This is a genomic window from Amorphoplanes friuliensis DSM 7358, assembly GCF_000494755.1.
Lineage (GTDB): Bacteria > Actinomycetota > Actinomycetes > Mycobacteriales > Micromonosporaceae > Actinoplanes > Actinoplanes friuliensis.
Window position 1 is genome coordinate 5570047 of sequence record NC_022657.1, and the last position, 19221, is coordinate 5589267.

A 19221-nucleotide genomic window follows, 5' to 3' on the forward strand; every position below is an offset into this window, starting at 1 on the left:
GCCATGGCCAAACGCACGTTCGGCAACAAGCTCGCGTTCGGTTTCGGGCTCACGGTGGCCCTGACCCTGATCATGGGCGCGTCCTCGGTGGCTGCGCTGTCGATCGTCGTCGACGCGAAGGACGACGCGATCAAGGTCGCGGTGGACGACCTGGTCAGCGCCGAGCACCTGACCACCAAGGCGGAGAGCCGGATCAGTGACTACCGCGGTTACCTGCTCAACGGCAACCAGGAGTACCTGGACCTGACGAACGCCGACCGTGAGGAATTCCTCGACCTGGTCGGCCAGCTGCGCGGCACGCTCACCGATCCGACGGCCCTGGCCCTGCTCAGTGCCGTGTCCGAGGCGGAGGCGAAGCACGCCGCCGTGCTCCAGCCGGTGATCGAGCGCCGCAAGACGATCGACAACCTCACGAACATCAGTCAGCTCAACGCGACCGAGGTCGCGCCGGCCCGCAAGGCCCTGCAGGACTCGATCGCCGCCCTGACCAATCGGGTACGCACCGACGTCGAGACGGCGCGGAAGGACTCGTCGGCCCGGGCGACCCAGGCCATCGTGCTCATCGTCGGACTCGGTCTGTTGGCCATGGCCTGCGGTGGTGTCATCGCCTGGCGGCTCAACCGGGATCTGCGCCGTGAGGTCGGTGCCGCCGTCGGGCACATCCAGAGCTCCTCGGCCGAGCTCGAGGCCGCGGCCGCGCAGCAGGCCTCCGGCGGCCGTGACCAGGCCAGCGCCATGAGCGAGATCACCACGACGATCAGCGAACTGCTGATCACCTCCCGCCAGATCGCCGAGAACGCCCAGCGGGTCTCGAAGATCGCCGAGGACACGGCGGACGCGGCCCTGAGCGGCGACTCCACGATCGACCAGACGCGTACGTCGATCGCGGCCATCCGCAACCAGGTGGACCAGATCGTGCAGCACATGCTGGCCCTGGGCGAGAAGTCCCAGCAGATCGGCGGTGTCGTCGATCTGGTGTCGGAGCTGGCCGAGCAGACCAACATCCTCGCGATCAACGCGACGATCGAGGCCAGCGGCGCCGGCGAGTGGGGGCGGCGGTTCGCGGTCGTCGCCGAGGAGATCCGCAAGCTGGCGGACCGGACGGCGGGCTCCGCCAAGGAGATCCGCACGCTGATCGACGACGTCCGGGGCGCCGTCAACACGACCGTCATGGCCACGGAAATCGGAGCGAAGTCCGTCGATGCGGGCTCGCGGCAGTTCGACGACGCCACCAGTTCGTTCCGGCGCATCGCTCAGCTGGTCGCGACCACGAACGACGCGACGCGCGAGATCGAACTGTCCACGAAGCAGCAGACCACCGCGGTCGAACAGGTCAACGTGGCGGCCTCCGACACGGCCCGGGTCACCCGGGAGACCGAGGCCAGCGCCGTGCAGACCAAACAGACCGCCGCGCACCTGTCCAGCCTCTCCGGGGACCTGCTCGAACTGGTCGGCACCGGGCGGCGCTGATGAGCCCGGATCCCCTGCGCTACTTCCGGATCGAGGCGCGCGAGCTGGTCGACCAGATCAGCGCGGGCGTCCTCGACCTGGACCAGCAACCCGGGCCGGAGCTGGTCGCCCGCCTGCTGCGGTTCGCGCACACCCTGAAGGGCGCCGCGCGGGTCGTACGCCAGAAGGAGATCGCCGACCGGGCGCACGCGTTCGAGGAAGTGCTGGTCCCCCACCGTCAGGGCGCCGAGGCGCTCCCGGCGGACGAGATGCGGGAGCTGCTCCGCCTCAACGACGAGATCGAAGCAAAGGTCACCGCGCTCGAGTCCCCCGAGAGAACCAGCGAAGGCGACGGACCGGAGACCGTAGGCACGGGTGCGAAGGCCCCACAGGCAGCTGCGCCGGAAGAGCAGAAGGCGGTCGGACAGGCCGGCACCACGGGTCCTGAGCCGGGAACCGTGGAAGCCGCCCACGCAGCCGCCGAGCAGGCGCGGACCGCCCCGGCCTCGCACAACGAGCCGACACCGGCGGCCCGCGCAGCAACCGCCGACGTGGACGAGTTGCTCGATGCCGTCGGGGAGGCGCACGCGCGGTTCGCGCCGTTACGGACGAGCGGGCACGCCCTCGATCGGCTGATCCGGTCGGCGGAGTCGCTCGCCGATCAGCTGCGGGTGGGCCGGACGACCGGGCAGACCGAGGGGGCGCGGGTCGCCGCCGCACGGCTGGCGTCCGATCTCGGTGCTCTGGGGCGGCGGGTCACCGACACCGTCGAGCAGGTCGAGCGGGAGCTGGACGAGGTCCGGGGGCGCGCCGAACGACTGCGGCTGGTCTCCGCGTCGAGCATCTTCACCTCGTTGCACCGCGCGGTGCGGGACGCCGCGGACGCGCAGGGCAAGCGGGTGCGGTTCGAGGGCCGGGGCGGTGAACTGCGCATGGATCCGCAGGTGCTGACCCTGGCCAGCAGCGCGCTGCTGCACGTCGTCCGCAACGCCGTCGCGCACGGGATCGAGTCCGCCGGGGAGCGGGCCGCCGCGGGGAAACCCGCCGAGGGCAAGGTGCTGGTCGAGGTCGAGCGGCGCGGCCGGTACGTGGGATTCCGCTGCACCGACGACGGCCGCGGGTTCGACCTGGCGGCGGTACGGCGTACCGCCGAGGCCCGAGGTCTGCTGATGGCGGGCGGCACCCCACCGGACGAGCAGACGCTGGTGGAGCTGGTGCTCCGCGGCGGCATCAGCACCTCCCCGACGGTGACCGAGGTGGCCGGGCGCGGCATCGGGCTCGACGTGGCCCGGGATGTCGCCGATCAGCTCGGCGGGGACGTGTCGGTGCGTACCGAGGCCGGCCGTGGTGCCGTCATCGAGCTGGTGCTGCCGCTCGCACTGCTATCGCTGCACGGCCTGATCGTCGAGGCCGCCGACACCGTGGCGACGGTACCGCTCGATGCCGTACGCACCTGCGTACGGTTGCTGCCGGAGCAGGCGACCGCCGCGGCCGTCACGGGGAAGATGGCGCACGACGGCGAGGCCGTTCCGTTCCTGCCCCTGGCCCGGGCGCTGTACGCGGGCACGACCGTGCCGGAAGGCGGCGGCCCGACCGTGGCGGTGATCGTCGGACTCGACGGTGAACAGGTGGCGGTCGGCGTCGACCGGCTCGCCGGGACGTCCACGCTGGTGGTGCGTCCGCTGCCCGATCTCGCGCCGGCAGCGCCGGTGATCGGTGGTGTGTCGATGGATCTCGACGGCAATCCCCGGCTCGTCCTCGACGCGCAGGGACTGGTGGCGGAGACGTTGCGCCTGGGCGGAGGTGGTGCGCCGCCGGCCGCGGCCGCGCCACGGCTTCCCATCCTGGTGGTCGACGACTCGCTCACCACACGCATGCTGGAGCGCAGCATCCTGGAGTCCGCCGGGTACGAAGTGGACCTGGCCGCCTCCGGTGAGGAAGGGCTCGAGAAGGCCCGGTCCCGCCGGTACGGGCTTTATCTCACGGACATCGACATGCCGGGCATCGACGGGTTCACCTTCGTCTCCGAGACCCGCGCGGACCCGGAACTGGCCACGGTGCCCGCGATCCTGGTCAGCTCGCGGGCCAGCGCGGAGGACCGGCAGCGGGGTGTGGCGGCGGGGGCGAGCGCGTACGTGGTGAAGGGTGAGTTCAACCAGGAGGAGCTGCTCGCCCACATCCGACGGCTGGTGCCGGCATGATCCGGGTCCTGGTCGTCGAGGACTCGGCGACGATGCGGCACGCCCTGCGGGAGGCGCTGGCCACCGACCCCGAGCTGCAGGTCGTCGGTGAGGCGGTCGACGGCGCCCAGGCCGTCGAGCTGGTCGGGCGGCTGCGTCCCGACGTGGTCACGATGGACATGATGCTGCCGACGATGAGCGGGCTCGTCGCCACCGAGCACATCATGGCCGAGTTCCCGACGCCCATCCTGGTCGTCTCGTCGGCGGACCGGCAGGAGCTCTTCAGCACCTACAACGCCCTGGCCGCGGGGGCCGTCGACGTGCTGGAGAAGCCGCGGGGCGACGACTCCGACGCGGGGTGGGGCCGCCGGCTCTGCTCGTGCGTACGCCTGGTGTCGCGCATCCGGGTGATCACACATCCGCGGGCGCGCCTCGACGGGCGCAGTCGCAGCGGAGCCGAGCCGATCGTGCCGCAGGCACCACCACGGGCCGTGCCGATCCCCGCGGACGAGCCGACGGTGCAGGTCGTGGCGCTCGGCGCGTCGACCGGCGGCCCCGGGGCGCTCACCGATCTGTTGCGCGCGCTGCCCGTCGCCTTCACCACGCCGGTGCTGTGTGTGCAGCACATCGCGGCCAGCGAGCCGTTCGCGGTCGCGTTCTCGGACTGGCTGGCCGGGCAGACCGGCCGGAACGTCAGCTACGGCACCGAGGGCACCCCGCTGCGTTCCCTCGCAGGTCGCGTCGTGCTGGCGCCCCCGGACCGGCATCTGCTCGTCCGGGACGGCATCCTGCGGCTGAGCGCCGCACCGCCGCGGCACTCCTGCCGGCCGTCGGTCGACGTGCTGTTCGAGTCGGTCGCGGCGGAGTACGGGTCCGCGGCGGCCGGTTGCCTGCTGACGGGAATGGGCCGCGACGGGGCCGAAGGTCTGCTGCAGATGCGGGCGCGCGGCGGCCACACCTTCGCCCAGGACGAGGCGAGCTCCGTGGTCTACGGCATGCCCCGCGAGGCGGCACTGCTCGGCGCGGCGGCGTTCATCATGCCGCCCTCCCGGATCGCCGCCCGGCTGGGCGAGCTCTCCCAGGCCGCCAGGGCGCGGCGATGACACAGCACCCCACCGGTACGCCGATGGTCCGGCACACCGTGCTGATCGTGGACGACAGTCTGACCGTACGGATGGATCTGCACGAGGCTTTCGAGGCCGACGGCTTCGTGTCGATCCTGTGCGCGACCGGGGCGGAGGCCCGTGCGGCGTTCGCCGAGGCGCATTTCGACGTGGCGGTGCTCGACGTCCTGCTGCCCGACGCCGACGGTGTCGAGCTGCTCCGGGAGCTGCGGGCGCATCCCGGCCGCGAGGGCACTGTGACGGTTCTGCTGTCCAGTGAGGCCGAGATCGCCGACCGGTTGCACGGGCTGCGGACGGGCGCGGACGAGTACGTCGGCAAGCCCTACGACGCCGGTTACGTCGTCGCGCGGGCGCGGCAGCTGCTCGGCGAGGACCCGTCGCGGGCCGACGACCGCACCACGGTGCTGGTCATCGACGACAGCATGACCTTCCGGGAGCAGCTGCGGGAGCTGCTCGAGCCCGAGGGCTACGCGGTGATCACGGCCAATTCCGGTGAGGAGGGCCTGCGCACCGCGGCCGACCGCAGGCCGCAGGCGGTCATCGTGGACGGGATCATGCCGGGGATCGACGGTGCGACGGTGATCCGGCGGCTGCGGCTCGATCCCGCCCTGCGCGACATTCCCTGCCTGCTGATGACCGCGGCCGACGACTACGCGACCGAGGTGCAGATGCTGGAGGCGGGCGCCGACGCGTTCGTCCGCAAGCAGCAGGACCTCGCGGTGGTCCTGGCCAAACTGGCGGCCGTGCTGCGGACCAGCGCCGCGCAGCTGCCCATCGAGGTGACCGGGAGCCTGCACGGGCCCGGCAAGGTCCTGACCGTGACGGCCGACCGGCAGCGGCTGTCGGCCCTGGGCGACGCGCTGCGCGAGGACGGTTACGACGTGGTCGCGACCGGCAACGGCAGCGACGCCCTCGACCTGCTCGCGGCGCAGCCGGTGGACTGCATCGTGCTGAGCCTGGACAGTTCCGGGGTCGACGCCCGGGAGACCTGCCGGCGGATCAAGGAAGTGCCGCAGATCGGCGACACCCCCGTGATCATGATCGGCGACCACGACGACGCGTTGCTGGACTGCCTGGCCGCGGGCGCCGACGACTACGTGCGGTCGGCCGACGGGCCCGAGACCCTCCGGGCCCACGTCCGCGGGCAGATCCGCCGCAAGCAGTCGCTGGACGAGAGCCGGCGGATCCGCGAGGAGCTGATGCGCCGCGAGCTCGACGCGGCCGGCGAACGCGCGGCCCGGCAGCTGGCCGAGACCCGGGCGGCGCTGGTCGAGGAGCTGGAGTGGCGCAACCGGGAGCTGGAGGCGTTCAGCGGGTCCGTGTCTCACGACCTGCGGGGGCCGTTGCAGATCATCAGCAGCTTCGCCGAGACGATGCTCGACGAGGACGAGGAGCCGCTGAGCTCGCAGGCGCGGCATCGGGTGCAGCGCATCCATGCGGCGGCCGAGCGGATGGCCGACCTGGTGGAGTCGTTGCTGATCCTGGCCCGGGCCAGCCGGGGTGACCTGCGCCGGCAGAGGTTCGACCTGACGGCCACCACGTGGCAGGTGATCCGTGAGGTCGAGGCCCGCGATCCCGGCCGGGACGTCAGGTTCACGGTGGCCGAGGGCATGACGGCGGACGGCGACGAGGGCCTGGTCCGCGTCATCCTGGAAAATCTGATCAACAACGCGTTCAAGTTCACGCGCAAGATCGAGAAGCCCGTGATCGAGATCAGCTGGAGCGGACCGGAGGAGAACCCCCGCTACTCGATCTCCGACAACGGTGCGGGTTTCCCCGCCGGGAAGGCGATCGAGTTGTTCCGGCCGTTCGCGCGGCTGCACAGCGCGGACGACTTCCCCGGGACGGGCATCGGGCTCACGACCGTGCACCGGGCCGTCGAGCGCCACGGCGGTGAGATCCACGCCGAGGGTGAGGACGGCAACGGCGCGACCTTCTGGTTCACGCTGCCCCCGGCCCGCCGCTGACAGAGCGGCCGGGGGTCCCGGCCGCCCTGAGCGGATCCGCGGTTACTTGATATAGGCCAGCCCGTCGACCGTCACGCCCGGTCGGCCCTTGGTCGCCAGGACCACGATCGTGACCGTGTGCTTGCCGTAGGCCGGGCTCCGGGTCCAGATCGCCTGGCGGTACGTGGTCTTGCTCGCCTTCGTGTCGATCGTCGACACCTTCTTGCCGTCGAGGTAGACCGTCGCCTTGCCGGACGTCTTGAAGCGGCCGACCACCAGCGCGGCCGAGCGGCCGGTGAACGTGAAGGTCAGCTTGGTGTCCTTCTTGGAGCTGTACAGCGCCTTGCCGTTGAGGTGCGAGCTCACCGACTTCGTCGTCCACTTGCCGGTGCGCTTCGCCGACGTCTCCGGGAGGAGCGCCGTCGCGCGGGCCACCGACTTGGTGCTGACGTTGCCGACCAGGTCCTTCGCGGAGACGCCGAAGGTGACCGCGGCGCCCGGCCTGGCCGACGTGGACCACGTCGTGGCCGTCGGGGACAACGTCACCTTGGTCGGGGACGTGCTGCCGATCCAGGTGACCCTGGTGTTGTCGGTCGCCTTGAAGTTCACGGTCAGCGGGACGGACGTCGTGCTCACCGTGCCGGTGCGCAGGCCCAGCCACGGTGTCGAGAGCACGGGCACGGTCACGTCCGAGATCACCGTGGCGGCCGCTGTTGTCTCCGCGGCGCCGCTGACGTGCGTTCCGCGGACCTGGACCGTGTGCGTACCGGAAGGGACGGTGACGGAGCCGGAGCGGGCGGTGGCCGGGAGGGTGGTGATGAGCTTGCCGTCGACGAGCAGCTCGAACTTGGCGATCGAGCCCGACGGGGTCGCGGTCGTCCAGGCCAGGGTGGCCTTGCCCTTGACGTAGTACTTGCCGCCGGACGACACACCGCCGGTCGGGGCGCTCGCCTTCAGCGCGAGGATGCGCGCGGACGCCTCGACGCGGATCGCCGGGAGCTGGGCGTAGAGGCCGTTGCCGGGGCACTCGGTGGCTACGCCGTCGCGGTGGCCGGAGATCCGCGGGAACGTCTGGACCGACAGGTACGGGAACTTGCCGTCGGTCGCGCGCTCGGTCAGCTCGGCGGTCGTCGACGGGTCGAAACCGTACGCGGTCAGCCGCGCCGCCGAGACCTGCGAGATGACCTTGCGGGCGGCGTCCGAGACACCGCTGGTCGAGTACGTGCCCAGCACGGCGATCGACGCGGTGTCCGTGTTGAAGCCGTAGGTGTGCGCGCCGACGACGGGCTTGTCGATGCCACCGCCACGCCCCTCGAACAGGGCACCGCAGCGGTCGACAAGGAAGTTGTAGCCGATGTCGTCCCAGCCCTGGCTGTCCACCTGGTAGGTCTGGATGGCGCGCACCCAGGCCGCCGAGTCCTTGCAGTCGTAGGTCGTGCTGCCGTCCGCGGTGTGGTGCACGAACATCGCCTTGACCGCTTCGCCCATCGCCGGTGCGGCCTTGGCCGGCCCGGCCTTCCACCCGGCCCGGCTCGTGTACGCCGGCAGGGCGACCTTCTCGACGACCGGATCCGCAGCGGCCTCCTCGGGTGCAGCCGCCGGCGCCGAGGGAACCGGCTCGAGCGCCAGCCCGCCGCCTTGTCCCCCACTGGACCCGGCGGGCTTGCCGGGGTCGACCAGGTCGAGGCGCAGACCGGCCGGCAGCGGCTTGGTGCCCTTGGCGTCGACAACCCGCGCGGCGACGCCGTCGGACGGGCCGACCCACAGCGGTTCGGTGCCGCCGCGCAGGTCACGCTTCGCCTCGGCCCCGCTGTCCGGGCCCTGCGTCCCCTCGGTCTCCAGGGTCTGCCAGCCGGTCCAGCGGCCGGTCCGGACCGAGCGCGTGCGCACCTCGACCGTGCCGCCGACCTCGAGGTCGGCGTCCGACCAGGTCATGCCGAGCAGGCTGAACTGCCGCGTGTCACGTTTCGGCACGTCGACCTTCCGGGCCGGCGCGATCGCGACGGTGTGCAGCCTCGGCGAGACGGGCTTGCCGTCGCCGTCGTCGATCCGGGGTGGTTCGGTGGCGGACACGGGCTGCGCGGCGGCAACCGGTGCTGCGGCGTCCGCGACGGCTTCCGTGCCGCGGGCCCCGGGCGTGGATCCGGCGGGCCAGTTCAGCGCCACCGCCGCCGCGCCGGCGACGACAACCGCCGACCCGGCGACCACCCCGATGAGCTGCCGTTGTCTCACTCGTACCCCCGTGTTGCGTGGCCGCGACGGCGGCCGACCGGCCGTGAGGTTATCGGCTGGCCGGTCCCTCCGCGGTCCCGGCGCGACGGGTCCGGAGTGGAGGTTTGTCGATGGCCGCCGCCGACCTGGGGCGGTTCCCCCGTTCGGCCGAGCCGATCAACCCGAACGGCCACCGCTCGAACCGCTCAGAGACCGAACCACGGCCGGCACCCCTCGAAGCCCGTCACCGTCACCTCGTGCCGGGCTGAACGCCACGTCTCAGCAGTGAGCCGCAGGTGCCGCAGCTCCACCACACGCCCACCCGGCGCCGACACCAGGCCGACGCCGTTGTCCTCGTACCCGAGACGTCGCGACACCCCCAGCGACGCCGCGTTCTCCGGAACCGCCGACGACACCGCAGCCACCGCCTCCAGGGTCGAGAAGGCGAACCCGAGCGCGGCCGTCCGCATCGCCACCCCAAATCCACGCCCGCGAACTGAAGGGGTCAGCCACGACGCCGTGTCGACCGTGCGCAACGCCGGGAAGTCGTCGCCCTCCAGGGTCTGCACGCCGACCGGCCGGCCCGACACCTCCACGGCCAGGTGCAGAACCCACGACGACGGCGACCACGTGCCCAGCGCCCGCCAGTAGCCCTGACAGAACAGCCGGCGCTGATCGGCCGCCACGCTCAGACCGGGAAAGCTCTCCAGCCGCGGGTCCTGGTCGTAGTCCGGCGGCAGGAGATCGGCCAGCACAGGCAGATCAACCTCGCGTACGGGTCTGAGCGTCACGTCGCGGCACCGCATCCGCAGCCCGAAGAGTGGCCAGTCGTTCACGCCGCGAGCCCCAGATGCCGGGCGAGGGTCGACTTGCCACTACCCGGCAGCCCACCGAATTCGATCAATGTCCCACTCGTCATACACCGTGTATAGAGGATTAGCTGCTCACGGCGTCGCGGGAACTGCCCCGCGATCGGGCGCTGGCCTTCGCGGTCACTCGGACCTGCCACTTCTGGCACGCCGAGCGGGACGTGTTGCGACCACTGTCCGGGCTGGCCACCATCGACCTGGAGATCGCCGCGAACCTCGCCCGCCGCGAGGGCCGGCGACGCGATCAGTTCCGCCACCCTGCCGGCCGGCGAGCCGGAGCCGGTGCTGGACGCGGTCCTCGCGGTCACGTCCTTCCCGGCGTACGACGGGCTCGGAGCAACCGGCGACGACCCGGACCTGGCCGCAAGCCTGGTCCTGCGGATGGTGACGGCTCTAGGCTCGGAGGCGTGATCGCACGCATGTGGCGCGGCTGGGTCGCGACCGGGACGGCTGAGGATTACGTGGGCTACATCAACCGGACGGGTATGGCCGAATATCGGCAGACGCCCGGCAACCTCGACGCGCAGATGTGGACGCGCGACCTCGGCGACGGCCGCACCGAGGTCGTGACGTTGAGCTGGTGGGAGTCGGAGGAGGCCATTCGCGGATTTGCCGGTGACGACATCTCCCGGGCCGTCTTCTACTCCGAGGACGAGCGGTTCCTGATCGGCCGCGAGGAGACCGTCACTCATTACACGGTGACCTGAAGCAGCCGGCGCAACCAGTCGATCCGGGCCGCACGGGCCGAGCGGGACACCGCCGCGTCCGGGACCGAGGCGTCGAAACCGTGGTAGCCGCCCGCCCACACGTGCAGGTCGGCGAGGCTCCCCGCGGCCCATAGACGCTGGGCGAAGGCCACGTCCTCGGCGAGGAAGATGTCCGCCGTGCCGACGTCGATGAAGGCCGGCGGCAGGCCGGAGAGGTCCGTGGCGCGGGCCGGTGCGGCGTAGGGCGGGACGTCCGGGCCGCCGCGGGCGTCACCGAGCAGGGCCGTCCAGCCGGTGCGGTTGGAGACCGAGCTCCAGGTGTCGTAGGGACGCACCTCATGATCGACGGTGCGGTCGTCGAGCATCGGGCAGACCAGCAGCAGGCCGGTCAGCTCCGGGCCACCCCGGTCACGGTTGAGCAGCGCCGTCGCGGCCGCGAGTCCGCCGCCGGCGCTCACCCCCGCCAGGATCAGGCGGCCGTCCAGGCCGAGGTCGTCCGCGTGCGCCGCGGTCCAGGTCAGTGCCGCGTGGCAATCCTCGACCTGCGCCGGGTACGCGTGCTCCGGCGCGAGCCGGTAGTCGACGGAGACCACGGCGACACCGGCCTGCTCGACCCAGTCGAGGACAACGGGCATGTCGCTGCGCTCGTCGCCGACCATCAGCCCGCCGCCGTGCAGGTAGACGACACCGGGCAGCGGTCCGGTCGCACCGGCGGGCCGGACGATCAGGTAGCCGTCGCGGCTCTCGATCGTGATGCGGCCACCGCGCGTCATCTGCTCGTCGGTGAGACGCAGATCCCGACCGAGCTGCCGCCGCACGGGCAGCACCTCGAGGGTCAGGGGCCGCGGGCTCGCCGCCATGATCACCGGCAGGGGTTCCCGCAGCTGCGGGTCGACAGCAGAAAGATCGGTCACCCCCGGCAACTTACCCGCCGGGGGTGACCCGATCCGTGCTCAGCCGTCGGTGGCGAGGGCGGCGACCGGGCTGACCCGCGACGCCTTCCGTGCGGGCAGCACCCCGGCCAGCGCGGTGAAGGCCACCAGCGCCGCGAAGACCGCGAGCAGTTGCCAGACCGGCAGCGACAGCGGCGCGTTCACCCCGAGCGCCTTGATCGAGAGCCAGGCGTACGGGACGCCGAGCACCAGACCGATGGTCGCGCCGATGACGCCGTAGAGGCTGGACTCGGCCGTGAGCATCGCGCGCAGACCGCCGCGGGACAGGCCGACCGCCCGCAGCAGACCCGACTCGCGGACCCGCTCGACCACCGACAGTGCCGTCGTGGTGCCGACGCCGACGATCGCGATCAGGACCGTCAGCCCGATGAGGCCCAGGGCCACCGCCAGGACACCGTTGAGGATCGTGTCGAGCTGGTCCCGCTGGTCGGCGAGGACCTCGACCCCCAGGCCGGTACGCCCCTGCACGAGCTGCTGCAACACCTTCTGCCCGGCGGTACGCCCGTCCTCCCCCGGCTTGGCAGCATCGGCGAGCAGCCCCGAGTATTCCGCGGGCGCCCCCAGCTTGGTCAGATCACTCGGGTCGGCCAGCACGTACGAGTTCAGCGGTGCCGAGTCGGGCAGCGTCGCCACCACCCGGACCTGCGTCGTCTTCTTGCCGGCCTTCATGGTGGTGGTGTCGCCGAACTTCAGCCCGGTGACCTCGGCGGTGAAGCCCGAGATGGCGATCGCACCCGGCCCGATGTCGGTCAGCGACCCGGCCGACACGTCGATCTTGTCGGAGGTCGTCAGCTGCCGCAGCGCCACGTCGGTGGCCTCGACCTTGCCCTCCGCGTTGCCCAGCTGGATGTCCGCCAGCCGCCGGTACGGCGTCACGTGTGTCAGGTCCGGGCTGGCCTTCGCCTGGTCGTAGACGGCGGCCGGCATGGGTTCGCCGGCGTTCGCGGTCAGCTCGAAGTCGGCAGGCGCCGACGAGGCGAGCTCCCGGTCGGCGAGGATCCGCACCGAGGCGCCGGTGACGACCACACCGGCGATCAGCGTGACACCCAGCGCGACGACGACCGACACGGCTGCTGCCCGGCGCGGTGCACCACCGACACCGCCGACGGCGAGCCGCCCGACGGAACCGAAGCGGCGCAGCGGCCAGCCCACGGTGGCGAGCACCGGCCGGACGAGCACCGGTCCGAGGGCCATCAGGGCGAAGAACGCGAGCGCACCCGAGGCGACCACCATGAGCAGCATCGGTGCGGGGTCGTAGTCGCGGGGATCGCGGCCCGGCAGGTTGGTGATCACGTAGGCGGCCGAGGCGGCGGCACCGAGGACAAGCAGGAGGCCGAACACCCAGCGCGCCTTGCCGATGTCCCGGCGCCCGCCGGTGGTGCTCGCCGAGCGCAGCGCCTCGAGCGGGGCGACCTTCGAGGCCGAGAACGCCGGGGCCAGGACGGCCAGCACGGTGATGAACACCGACAGCAGGATCACGCCGATCGCGGGCAGTACAGGGATGCCGGGCGACGAGACACTCAGGTCGAAGCCGCGCAGGATCGGCGGCAGCGCGTGCCCGAGGGCCAGCGCACCCAGCACGCCGACCACACCGGCGACCACACCGGTGAGGGCACCCTCGGCAGCCAGGGCACGGGTGATCGAGCCGCGGCCGGCGCCGACGGCCCGCAGCAGCGCCAGCTGGCGCATCCGCTGGGCGAAGACGATCCGGAACGTCGAGGTGGCGACCAGGCCGGCCGCGACCACGGCGATGCCCACGAACATCGCGACGACGGCGAACAGCGCGTTCAGATCGGAGGCCGCGTTGTTCGCCTCGGCGGTACGCACCTCCAGGCCCGTACGGACCTGGGCCGGCTGGTAGTCCGCGGGCACGGGGGCGCTCTGCATGATCCGGTCCACGGCGGACTGCACGACGGCCGCGTCGGCCCCCGCCTTCAGGCTCAGGTCGATCTGGCTGAGGTTACCGCTGGGGACGAGGGCCGAGATGGTGCTCTGCGGCGCGTACCCGGTGAAGCCGTAGTCGTCCCGGGCGTCGACCAGACCGGTGACGCTGAACTTCACCGGCTTGGTCGGTTTGCCGTTGTCGTCCCAGGAGGTGAAGAGGGTGATGTCGGTGCCGACGGGCAGGCCCATCCGGTCGGCGGTCCGCGGGCTGACCGCGATCTCGCCCGGCGCCTTCGGATACCGGCCCTGGGTGACGTGGGTGACCGCCAGCGGGCCACTGCCCGGGTCGGCGCTCAGGCTCAGGTACTGGCCACCGGTCTCGCCGGAGGCCTCGACCCGTCCCTCGGCCGCGGCCACACCGGACACCGCCTTGATCTTCGCCAGTTCCGCGGTCGTGACGTAGGGCGCGTTGCCGACCTCACCGGGCGCGAACCCGCCGACCACGAGGTCGACCGACGCCGGGGTGCCGCTGAGACCGTCCAGCATCGTCCGGACGGTGATCTGCTGGGCGAGGACGGTCGCGTAGACCACGAAGGACGCGACGAGCATGGCCAGACCGGTCAGCAGCAACCGGGTGGGCCGGCGGGCGACACCCGCGAGCTGGGTCTGCAGGACGCTCATCGACGCGCCCCGAGGCGCTGCAGGGCGTCGGCGATCTCCGCGTGGCTCGGGCGGTCCAGGTCGCCGGCCACCTTGCCGTCGGCGAGCAGGACGACCCGGTCCGCGTACGCGGCGGCGGCGGGGTCGTGGGTGACCATGACGATCGTCTGGCCGAGGTCGCGCACGGAGCTGCTCAGGAACGACAGCACCTCGGCGCCCGACCGGGAGTCGAGGTTGCCCGTGGGCTCGTCGGCGAAGACGACCTCGGGGCGTGACACCAGCGCACGGGCCAGCGCGACCCGCTGCTGCTGGCCGCCGGAGAGCTCACTCGGCCGGTGCGAGAGGCGGTCCTTGATGCCGAGCACGTCGGTGAGGTGTGCGAAGAGGCCGGTCTCGGCGCGCTTGCCGGCGAGGTCCAGCGGCAGGGTGATGTTCTGCTCCGCGGTCAGCTGCGGCAGCAGGTTGAACGACTGGAACACGAAGCCGATCCGCTCCCGGCGTACCCGGGTCAGGACCTTGTCGCTCTGGGTCGTCAGGTCGGTGCCGCCCAGCAGGGCCCGGCCCGAGGTGGCCGTGTCGAGGCCGGCGAGGCAGTGCATGAGCGTCGACTTGCCGGAGCCGGACGGGCCCATGATCGCGGTGAACTGGGCGCGGGCGAAGCCGACGGTGACACCGTCCAGGGCGCGGACCGCGGTGTCGCCGCTGCCGTACACCTTGACCAGGTCCACGGCCGCGACCGCGGTCATGCCGTCGTCCGGGCCGGCCGGGTAGGTGGCCGGTGCGGCGGCCGGGGACTGCGTTCTCATCAGGGTGCCTCCGAGGCGGGGATGTGCGGACCAGCAAAACTGGGAGAATCCTGATGGCAGAGGGACACCCCGCACATCGGTCCGCAGCGGGGACAAGTGCCGCCCGTGGATCTGCCTTTCGGCCGATGGAGACGCGTTGACCAGCGGTTACGCTGGGTCACGATGCGAAGGAACCTGCTCCTGCACGTCGGCCAGGCCGGCGCCGTCTTCTTCATGGCGGTGCTGGGCCTCGTCGACCTCAACAGCGGCATGGGCGTCGGCAGCAGCCTGGACCTGGCACCCGTCCAGGTCCTGAGCGCCGTGGCCACCGCTGTCGTCTGGCTGCCCGCCCACCGCCAGGGTTCGACACGCCTGCCGAAAGTGGCAATGCTCCTGGCCGGTTTCTCCCTGCTGCTGACCATCGGCATCGGCGTCTTCGGCGGCGGCACCGGGGCCAGCTTCGGCTCGGCGGAAGCGGTCGGCCTGCTCGGCGTGCTCTTCGTCGTGACCCGCCGCGGTGACCCGAACTGGGCCGTCCCCGCCGTCCTGCTCACCGGCATCGCCATCGGCTTCCTGCCGCTGCGCGGAGGCCTGACCACCACCTACGTCATCGCCGGCCTGGCCCTCGGTCTCGCGGCCACCGCCGTCATCGCCCTCGGCGTCTACCTCCGCACGATCGAGTCCACCCGGAAAAGAGCGATGGATTCCGTACGCTCCGAGCAACGCGCCGAGTTCGCCCGCGACCTGCACGACTTCATCGCCCACCACGTGACCGGCATCGTCGTGCAGGCACAGGGCGCCCGCTTCATCGCCGAGCAGGACCCGAAAAGGGTGATGCTCGCGCTGGAACAGATCGAGGCCGCCGGCGCGGAGACCATGGCGTCGATGCGCCGGATGGTCGGCGTGCTGCGCGATCCGAACGCCCAGCCCGACGCACCCCTGGCCCCCCTGGCCGGTGTGGACGAGCTCGGGCAGCTGCTCGAGAGCTTCACCAACCAGGGTGACGTGCTCGCCCGGCTGCATGTGGACGGCAGCACGACGGGCATCCCCGTCGAGGTGTCGACCTCGGCGTACCGCGTGGTGATGGAGGCGCTGACCAACATCCGCCGGCATGCGCAGGGGGCACGGGTGGCGGACGTGTGGGTCCGGCGTACGCCTGACTGGTTGCTCGTGAGAGTGGCCAACGACGGCGCGCCACCCCGTGCGGCCACGCCGCGGGAGGCACCGGGGTACGGTCTCGTGGGCCTGACGGAACGGGTCCGCGCGGTAGGCGGACGTATCACCGCCGGGCCGGGCATCGACGGAGGCTGGGTGGTCGACGCGGCCCTGCCGCTCGACCAGGAGGTGACGCGGTGATCCGCGTGATGATCGCCGACGACCAGGCCATGGTCCGCACCGGCTTCGGCATGATCATCGGCGCGCAGCCGGACATGGAGCTCGTCGGCGAGGCCGCCGACGGCGTCGAGGCGGTCGCCCTGGCCCGCAAGATCAAGCCGGACGTTGCGCTCTTCGACATCCGCATGCCCCGCATGGACGGCCTGGAAGCCCTGCGGCTCCTCGCCGGCCCGGGCGTCGCGGACCCCATCAAGGTCGTCGTCGTGACCACCTTCGACCTCGACGAGTACGTCCACCAGGCGCTCCGCAACGGCGCGGCGGGTTTCCTGCTGAAGGACTCCGGCCCGGCCCTGCTCATCGAGGCGGTCCGGGCGGCGGTCTCCGGTGACGCCCTGATCAGCCCGTCCATCACCGTGCGCCTCCTCGAGCACCTGTCGCCCCCGGCACCGACCGGCGACGACGGCGGCCTCTCCCCGCGTGAGCTGGACGTGGTCAAACTCGCGGCCCGCGGCCTCACCAACGCCGAGATCGCCACGCAGCTGTTCATCTCGGTCGGCACGGTCAAGACGCACCTCGGCAGCGTCCAGACCAAACTCGGCGCCCGCAACCGCGTCGAGATCGCCGCTTGGGCCTGGGAACGCCGCCTCGTCGGCTGACGCGGGTCCGTCGGTCAGGCTCTCGAGAAGCGGGCCGGGGCCGGGGCGACGGCTCAATCGGCCAGGCCTCGGAAGGTCGGAGGGCCGGACCACCTCGGGCGGTCGGGCAGGGCGACGTCGTAGCCGTCGCGGATGCCTGCGTGGAAGAGCAGGAACTCGCTGAACGACAGCTCCGGCCAGTCGATGCGGACAAACCCGGGGCCCAGCGCGGCCACGCACCAGAGGTCGGGGTCGGGATGCCGGGCCGCCCAGCCCAGGAGCCAGCCGTCCTGGGTCATGCCCCACGGGACCAGACCACCGGGGTCGGGGTGGAAGCGCAGATGGTCGAGGCCCGCGGCCTCCGCCGCCGCGCGGCCGGCGCGGAGCAGGTCGGCCGCGTTCCAGCCCTCCGGCGCGCCGGGGCCGAAGATGCCGATGTCGCAGAAGAGGCCGGGGCCCAGCGTGTCGTGGAAGGTGCGGTAGTCGGCGGGGAACATGAAGCCCCATTCGCCGGCCCGGACGAACCACTCCAGGGTGGGCTCCTCGATCGGCATCGTGCCGAGCGCCTCCAGCAGTCCGTCAACCGCGTCCTCCGGCTCCGCGTGGTCGGCGGAGAACCCGATCGGTGCTTCCTGATCAGCGGAAGAGCCGGCCGGCACGGCGTGGCCGGCGAGAAGACCAATCGGTGCCGCGGTCGCACCGCCACCGAAGGCGCGGAAACCGGAGCCGCCGGCAGGCAGGCCGGGCCGCTCGACCGCGGGATCGGTGATCAGCTCGAGCAGGAACTCCGACATGGACCGGCGGCGCAGTTGCCACTCCTCGAAGCCCCTGTCGGTCCACACCACCGGCCAGGCATCCGGATCGTCGCCCTCGGTCAGCCAGAAGATCAGCTGACCGCTCAGGGTGTCGCCCCAGGGCAGCAGGCCGCCCCTCTCCGGGTACAGCGGATGGGGGTAGATGCCCCACTCGATCTCGCGCTGTTCGCGCAGGTCGTCCAGCAGACGGAGGTAGTACTCCGGGTAGGCGCTCTCGGGGCCGTCCGGCACGCCCGGCCGGACGACCCGCACCAGCCCGCCGAACTCGCCGTGCGGAAAGGCGTCCACCAGCCGCTTGTAGTCGGCGGGCAGCCGCAGTCCGCCGAGCGACGCCTCAACGGCCGCCCAGTCGTGGCCAGGGCCGAGCCGAGGGCTCGCCCCGGTCTCCGCAGCCAGCGCGTCGAGCACCCGGTCGTGGATCGGGCCCCGGTCATCGCGGTGGTTCATCCTGCCTCCTTGTCTGGACGCAACGTTGCGTCTACTCTGGCGCCATGCCCAACACCCTGACCCGCTCCCCCGCCCGACCCGTGCTCGACCGGCTCTTCGCGGCCGCCGAGCACGAGGAGGGACAGCCTTCGCCCTGGCCCGCCGGGCGGTCGTTCACCGACGCGACCGCCCAGGAACGCGCCGACCTGCTCGACTCCGTGCTCATGCCGGTCTCGGCGCCCGGCGGCACCCTGCTCTACACGCTCGTTCGCGCCTGCCGGCCGCAGACCGTGGTCGAGTTCGGCACGTCGTACGGCATCTCCACGATCCACCTCGCCGCCGCGGTGGCGGACAACGGCACCGGGCACGTGATCAGCACCGAGCTGAGCGCGACGAAGGTGGCGGCGGCGCGGGAGAACCTGGCCGAGGCCGGGCTGGCCGGCTCGGCGACCGTGCTGGCCGGCGACGCGCTCGAAACACTGGCCGGTGTGCCCGGGCCGATCGGCTTTGTGCTGCTCGACGGCTGGAAGGAGCTGTGCCTGCCGGTGCTGCGCCTGCTGGAGCCGCGGCTCACCCCGGGGGCTCTCGTGGTCGCCGACGACACGACGTTCGAGAGCATGGCGCCCTACCTGGCCTACGTCCGCGACCCGGCGCACGGGTACACCACCGTGGACTTCCCGGTCGCCGACGGCATGGAGATCAGTTGCCGGGCAGGCTGATCCAGTACCGGCGCAGCCGGCCGATCTCGGTGTCACGGATGTCCTCGAGCACACCGCCATTGGCTTCGATCGTGCGACGCGAACCCTCGTTGTCCACGTTGCAGGTGATCAGGACCCGGTCCAGACCGAGCTTCCGCGCGTACGGAAGGACGGCGCCCAGGGCGAACGAGGCGAGACCGCGACGGCGGGCGGAGGGCCGCACGCCGTAACCGATGTGGCCGCCCGCGCGGGCGAGGAAGTCGTTGAGCTCGTGGCGCAGCGCGATCGCGCCCAGCACCTCGTTGTCCTCGACGATCCACCAGTAGCTGCAGTGGACCCAGCCCTCGGGGGCCGGGATCGCCGGGTCGGACTCGCGGAGCAGCCGGCGCACCCAGCCGGCGAAGCCGTCCGCGGTGTCGACGTCGTCGCCGGGGCGCAGACCGGCGCCGTCCTGGTGGGTGCCGCGGCCCCACTCGTCCCGCGAACGCAGCCAGGCCTCGTGCAGGCGGTGGGTGGGCGTGATGAGCTCGGCCATGCCCGTGAC

The 19221-nt window shown here is 72.0% G+C and carries 16 protein-coding genes; 9 read left to right on the forward strand and 7 right to left on the reverse strand.

All coding sequences use genetic code 11. The annotated features are described in order from the left end of the window. The first annotated feature begins 3 nt into the window (after nt 1-3). Genes AFR_RS25830 through AFR_RS25845 form a run of 4 tightly spaced genes read left to right on the forward strand, consistent with a single transcriptional unit; the run spans nt 4 to nt 6720 of the window. Nucleotides 4-1470 carry a HAMP domain-containing methyl-accepting chemotaxis protein gene (locus AFR_RS25830; protein ID WP_023364065.1) on the forward strand — a complete coding sequence of 489 codons (1467 nt, stop codon included), beginning with the start codon at nt 4-6 and terminating at the stop codon, nt 1468-1470. After that, nucleotides 1470-3650: a hybrid sensor histidine kinase/response regulator gene (locus AFR_RS25835; RefSeq protein WP_023364067.1), complete on the forward strand. Its 2181-nt coding sequence runs from the start codon at nt 1470-1472 to the stop codon at nt 3648-3650. Before AFR_RS25830 ends, AFR_RS25835 begins: the two co-directional genes overlap by 1 nt. Further along, nucleotides 3647-4732 carry a chemotaxis-specific protein-glutamate methyltransferase CheB gene (gene cheB / locus AFR_RS25840; protein WP_023364069.1) on the forward strand — a complete coding sequence of 362 codons (1086 nt, stop codon included), beginning with the start codon at nt 3647-3649 and terminating at the stop codon, nt 4730-4732. The genes AFR_RS25835 and cheB overlap by 4 nt, the downstream gene beginning before the upstream one ends. Then, nucleotides 4729-6720, forward strand: coding sequence for a response regulator (locus tag AFR_RS25845; protein WP_023364071.1), 1992 nt, complete (start codon nt 4729-4731; stop codon nt 6718-6720). The genes cheB and AFR_RS25845 overlap by 4 nt, the downstream gene beginning before the upstream one ends. A 42-nt stretch (nt 6721-6762) precedes the next feature. On the opposite strand, the gene AFR_RS25850 is transcribed toward AFR_RS25845, so the two are convergent. Then, nucleotides 6763-8931, reverse strand: coding sequence for an N-acetylmuramoyl-L-alanine amidase (locus AFR_RS25850; RefSeq protein ID WP_148308060.1), 2169 nt, complete (start codon nt 8929-8931; stop codon nt 6763-6765). Nucleotides 8932-9116: 185 nt separating this feature from the next. After that, nucleotides 9117-9746, reverse strand: a complete 630-nt coding sequence (locus tag AFR_RS25855) for a GNAT family N-acetyltransferase (protein WP_023364075.1) — start codon at nt 9744-9746, stop codon at nt 9117-9119. Nucleotides 9747-10061: 315 nt separating this feature from the next. Here AFR_RS25855 and AFR_RS48475 point away from each other — a divergent pair, with 315 nt between their 5' ends. Both AFR_RS48475 and AFR_RS25860 read left to right on the forward strand, forming a co-directional pair. Beyond that, the gene (locus AFR_RS48475; protein ID WP_274519432.1) at nt 10062-10190 is read left to right on the forward strand and encodes a hypothetical protein; all 129 of its coding nucleotides are present in this window, start codon (nt 10062-10064) and stop codon (nt 10188-10190) included. Then, a complete protein-coding gene (locus tag AFR_RS25860) occupies nt 10187-10486 on the forward strand; it encodes an antibiotic biosynthesis monooxygenase family protein (RefSeq protein WP_193786325.1) in 300 nt (99 codons plus the stop codon). Before AFR_RS48475 ends, AFR_RS25860 begins: the two co-directional genes overlap by 4 nt. Here AFR_RS25860 and AFR_RS46235 read toward each other — a convergent pair. Genes AFR_RS46235 through AFR_RS25875 form a run of 3 tightly spaced genes read right to left on the reverse strand, consistent with a single transcriptional unit; the run spans nt 10471 to nt 14789 of the window. Then, nucleotides 10471-11400, reverse strand: coding sequence for an alpha/beta hydrolase (locus tag AFR_RS46235; protein ID WP_023364079.1), 930 nt, complete (start codon nt 11398-11400; stop codon nt 10471-10473). The genes AFR_RS25860 and AFR_RS46235 overlap by 16 nt on opposite strands. Before the next feature lie 39 nt (nt 11401-11439). After that, a complete protein-coding gene (locus AFR_RS25870) occupies nt 11440-14004 on the reverse strand; it encodes an ABC transporter permease (protein WP_023364081.1) in 2565 nt (854 codons plus the stop codon). Continuing rightward, nucleotides 14001-14789, reverse strand: coding sequence for an ABC transporter ATP-binding protein (locus AFR_RS25875; RefSeq protein WP_023364083.1), 789 nt, complete (start codon nt 14787-14789; stop codon nt 14001-14003). Before AFR_RS25875 ends, AFR_RS25870 begins: the two co-directional genes overlap by 4 nt. A 162-nt stretch (nt 14790-14951) precedes the next feature. Between AFR_RS25875 and AFR_RS25880 the strand changes: the two genes are divergently transcribed. Further along, nucleotides 14952-16124 carry a sensor histidine kinase gene (locus AFR_RS25880; protein ID WP_023364085.1) on the forward strand — a complete coding sequence of 391 codons (1173 nt, stop codon included), beginning with the start codon at nt 14952-14954 and terminating at the stop codon, nt 16122-16124. Continuing rightward, complete coding sequence (locus AFR_RS25885; protein ID WP_023364087.1) at nt 16121-16759, forward strand: response regulator; 639 nt, start codon at nt 16121-16123, stop codon at nt 16757-16759. The genes AFR_RS25880 and AFR_RS25885 overlap by 4 nt, the downstream gene beginning before the upstream one ends. Nucleotides 16760-16812: 53 nt before the next feature. On the opposite strand, the gene AFR_RS43935 is transcribed toward AFR_RS25885, so the two are convergent. Continuing rightward, on the reverse strand, nt 16813-18000 hold the full coding sequence (locus tag AFR_RS43935; RefSeq protein WP_023364089.1) for an SMI1/KNR4 family protein: 1188 nt from the start codon (nt 17998-18000) through the stop codon (nt 16813-16815). 44 nt (nt 18001-18044) lie between these two features. Between AFR_RS43935 and AFR_RS25895 the strand changes: the two genes are divergently transcribed. Continuing rightward, on the forward strand, nt 18045-18698 hold the full coding sequence (locus AFR_RS25895; RefSeq protein ID WP_023364091.1) for an O-methyltransferase: 654 nt from the start codon (nt 18045-18047) through the stop codon (nt 18696-18698). Here AFR_RS25895 and AFR_RS25900 read toward each other — a convergent pair. Further along, nucleotides 18679-19212 (reverse strand): GNAT family N-acetyltransferase, encoded by a 534-nt coding sequence (locus AFR_RS25900; protein WP_023364093.1) that lies wholly within the window; start codon nt 19210-19212, stop codon nt 18679-18681. The genes AFR_RS25895 and AFR_RS25900 overlap by 20 nt on opposite strands. Nucleotides 19213-19221: the final 9 nt, after the last annotated feature.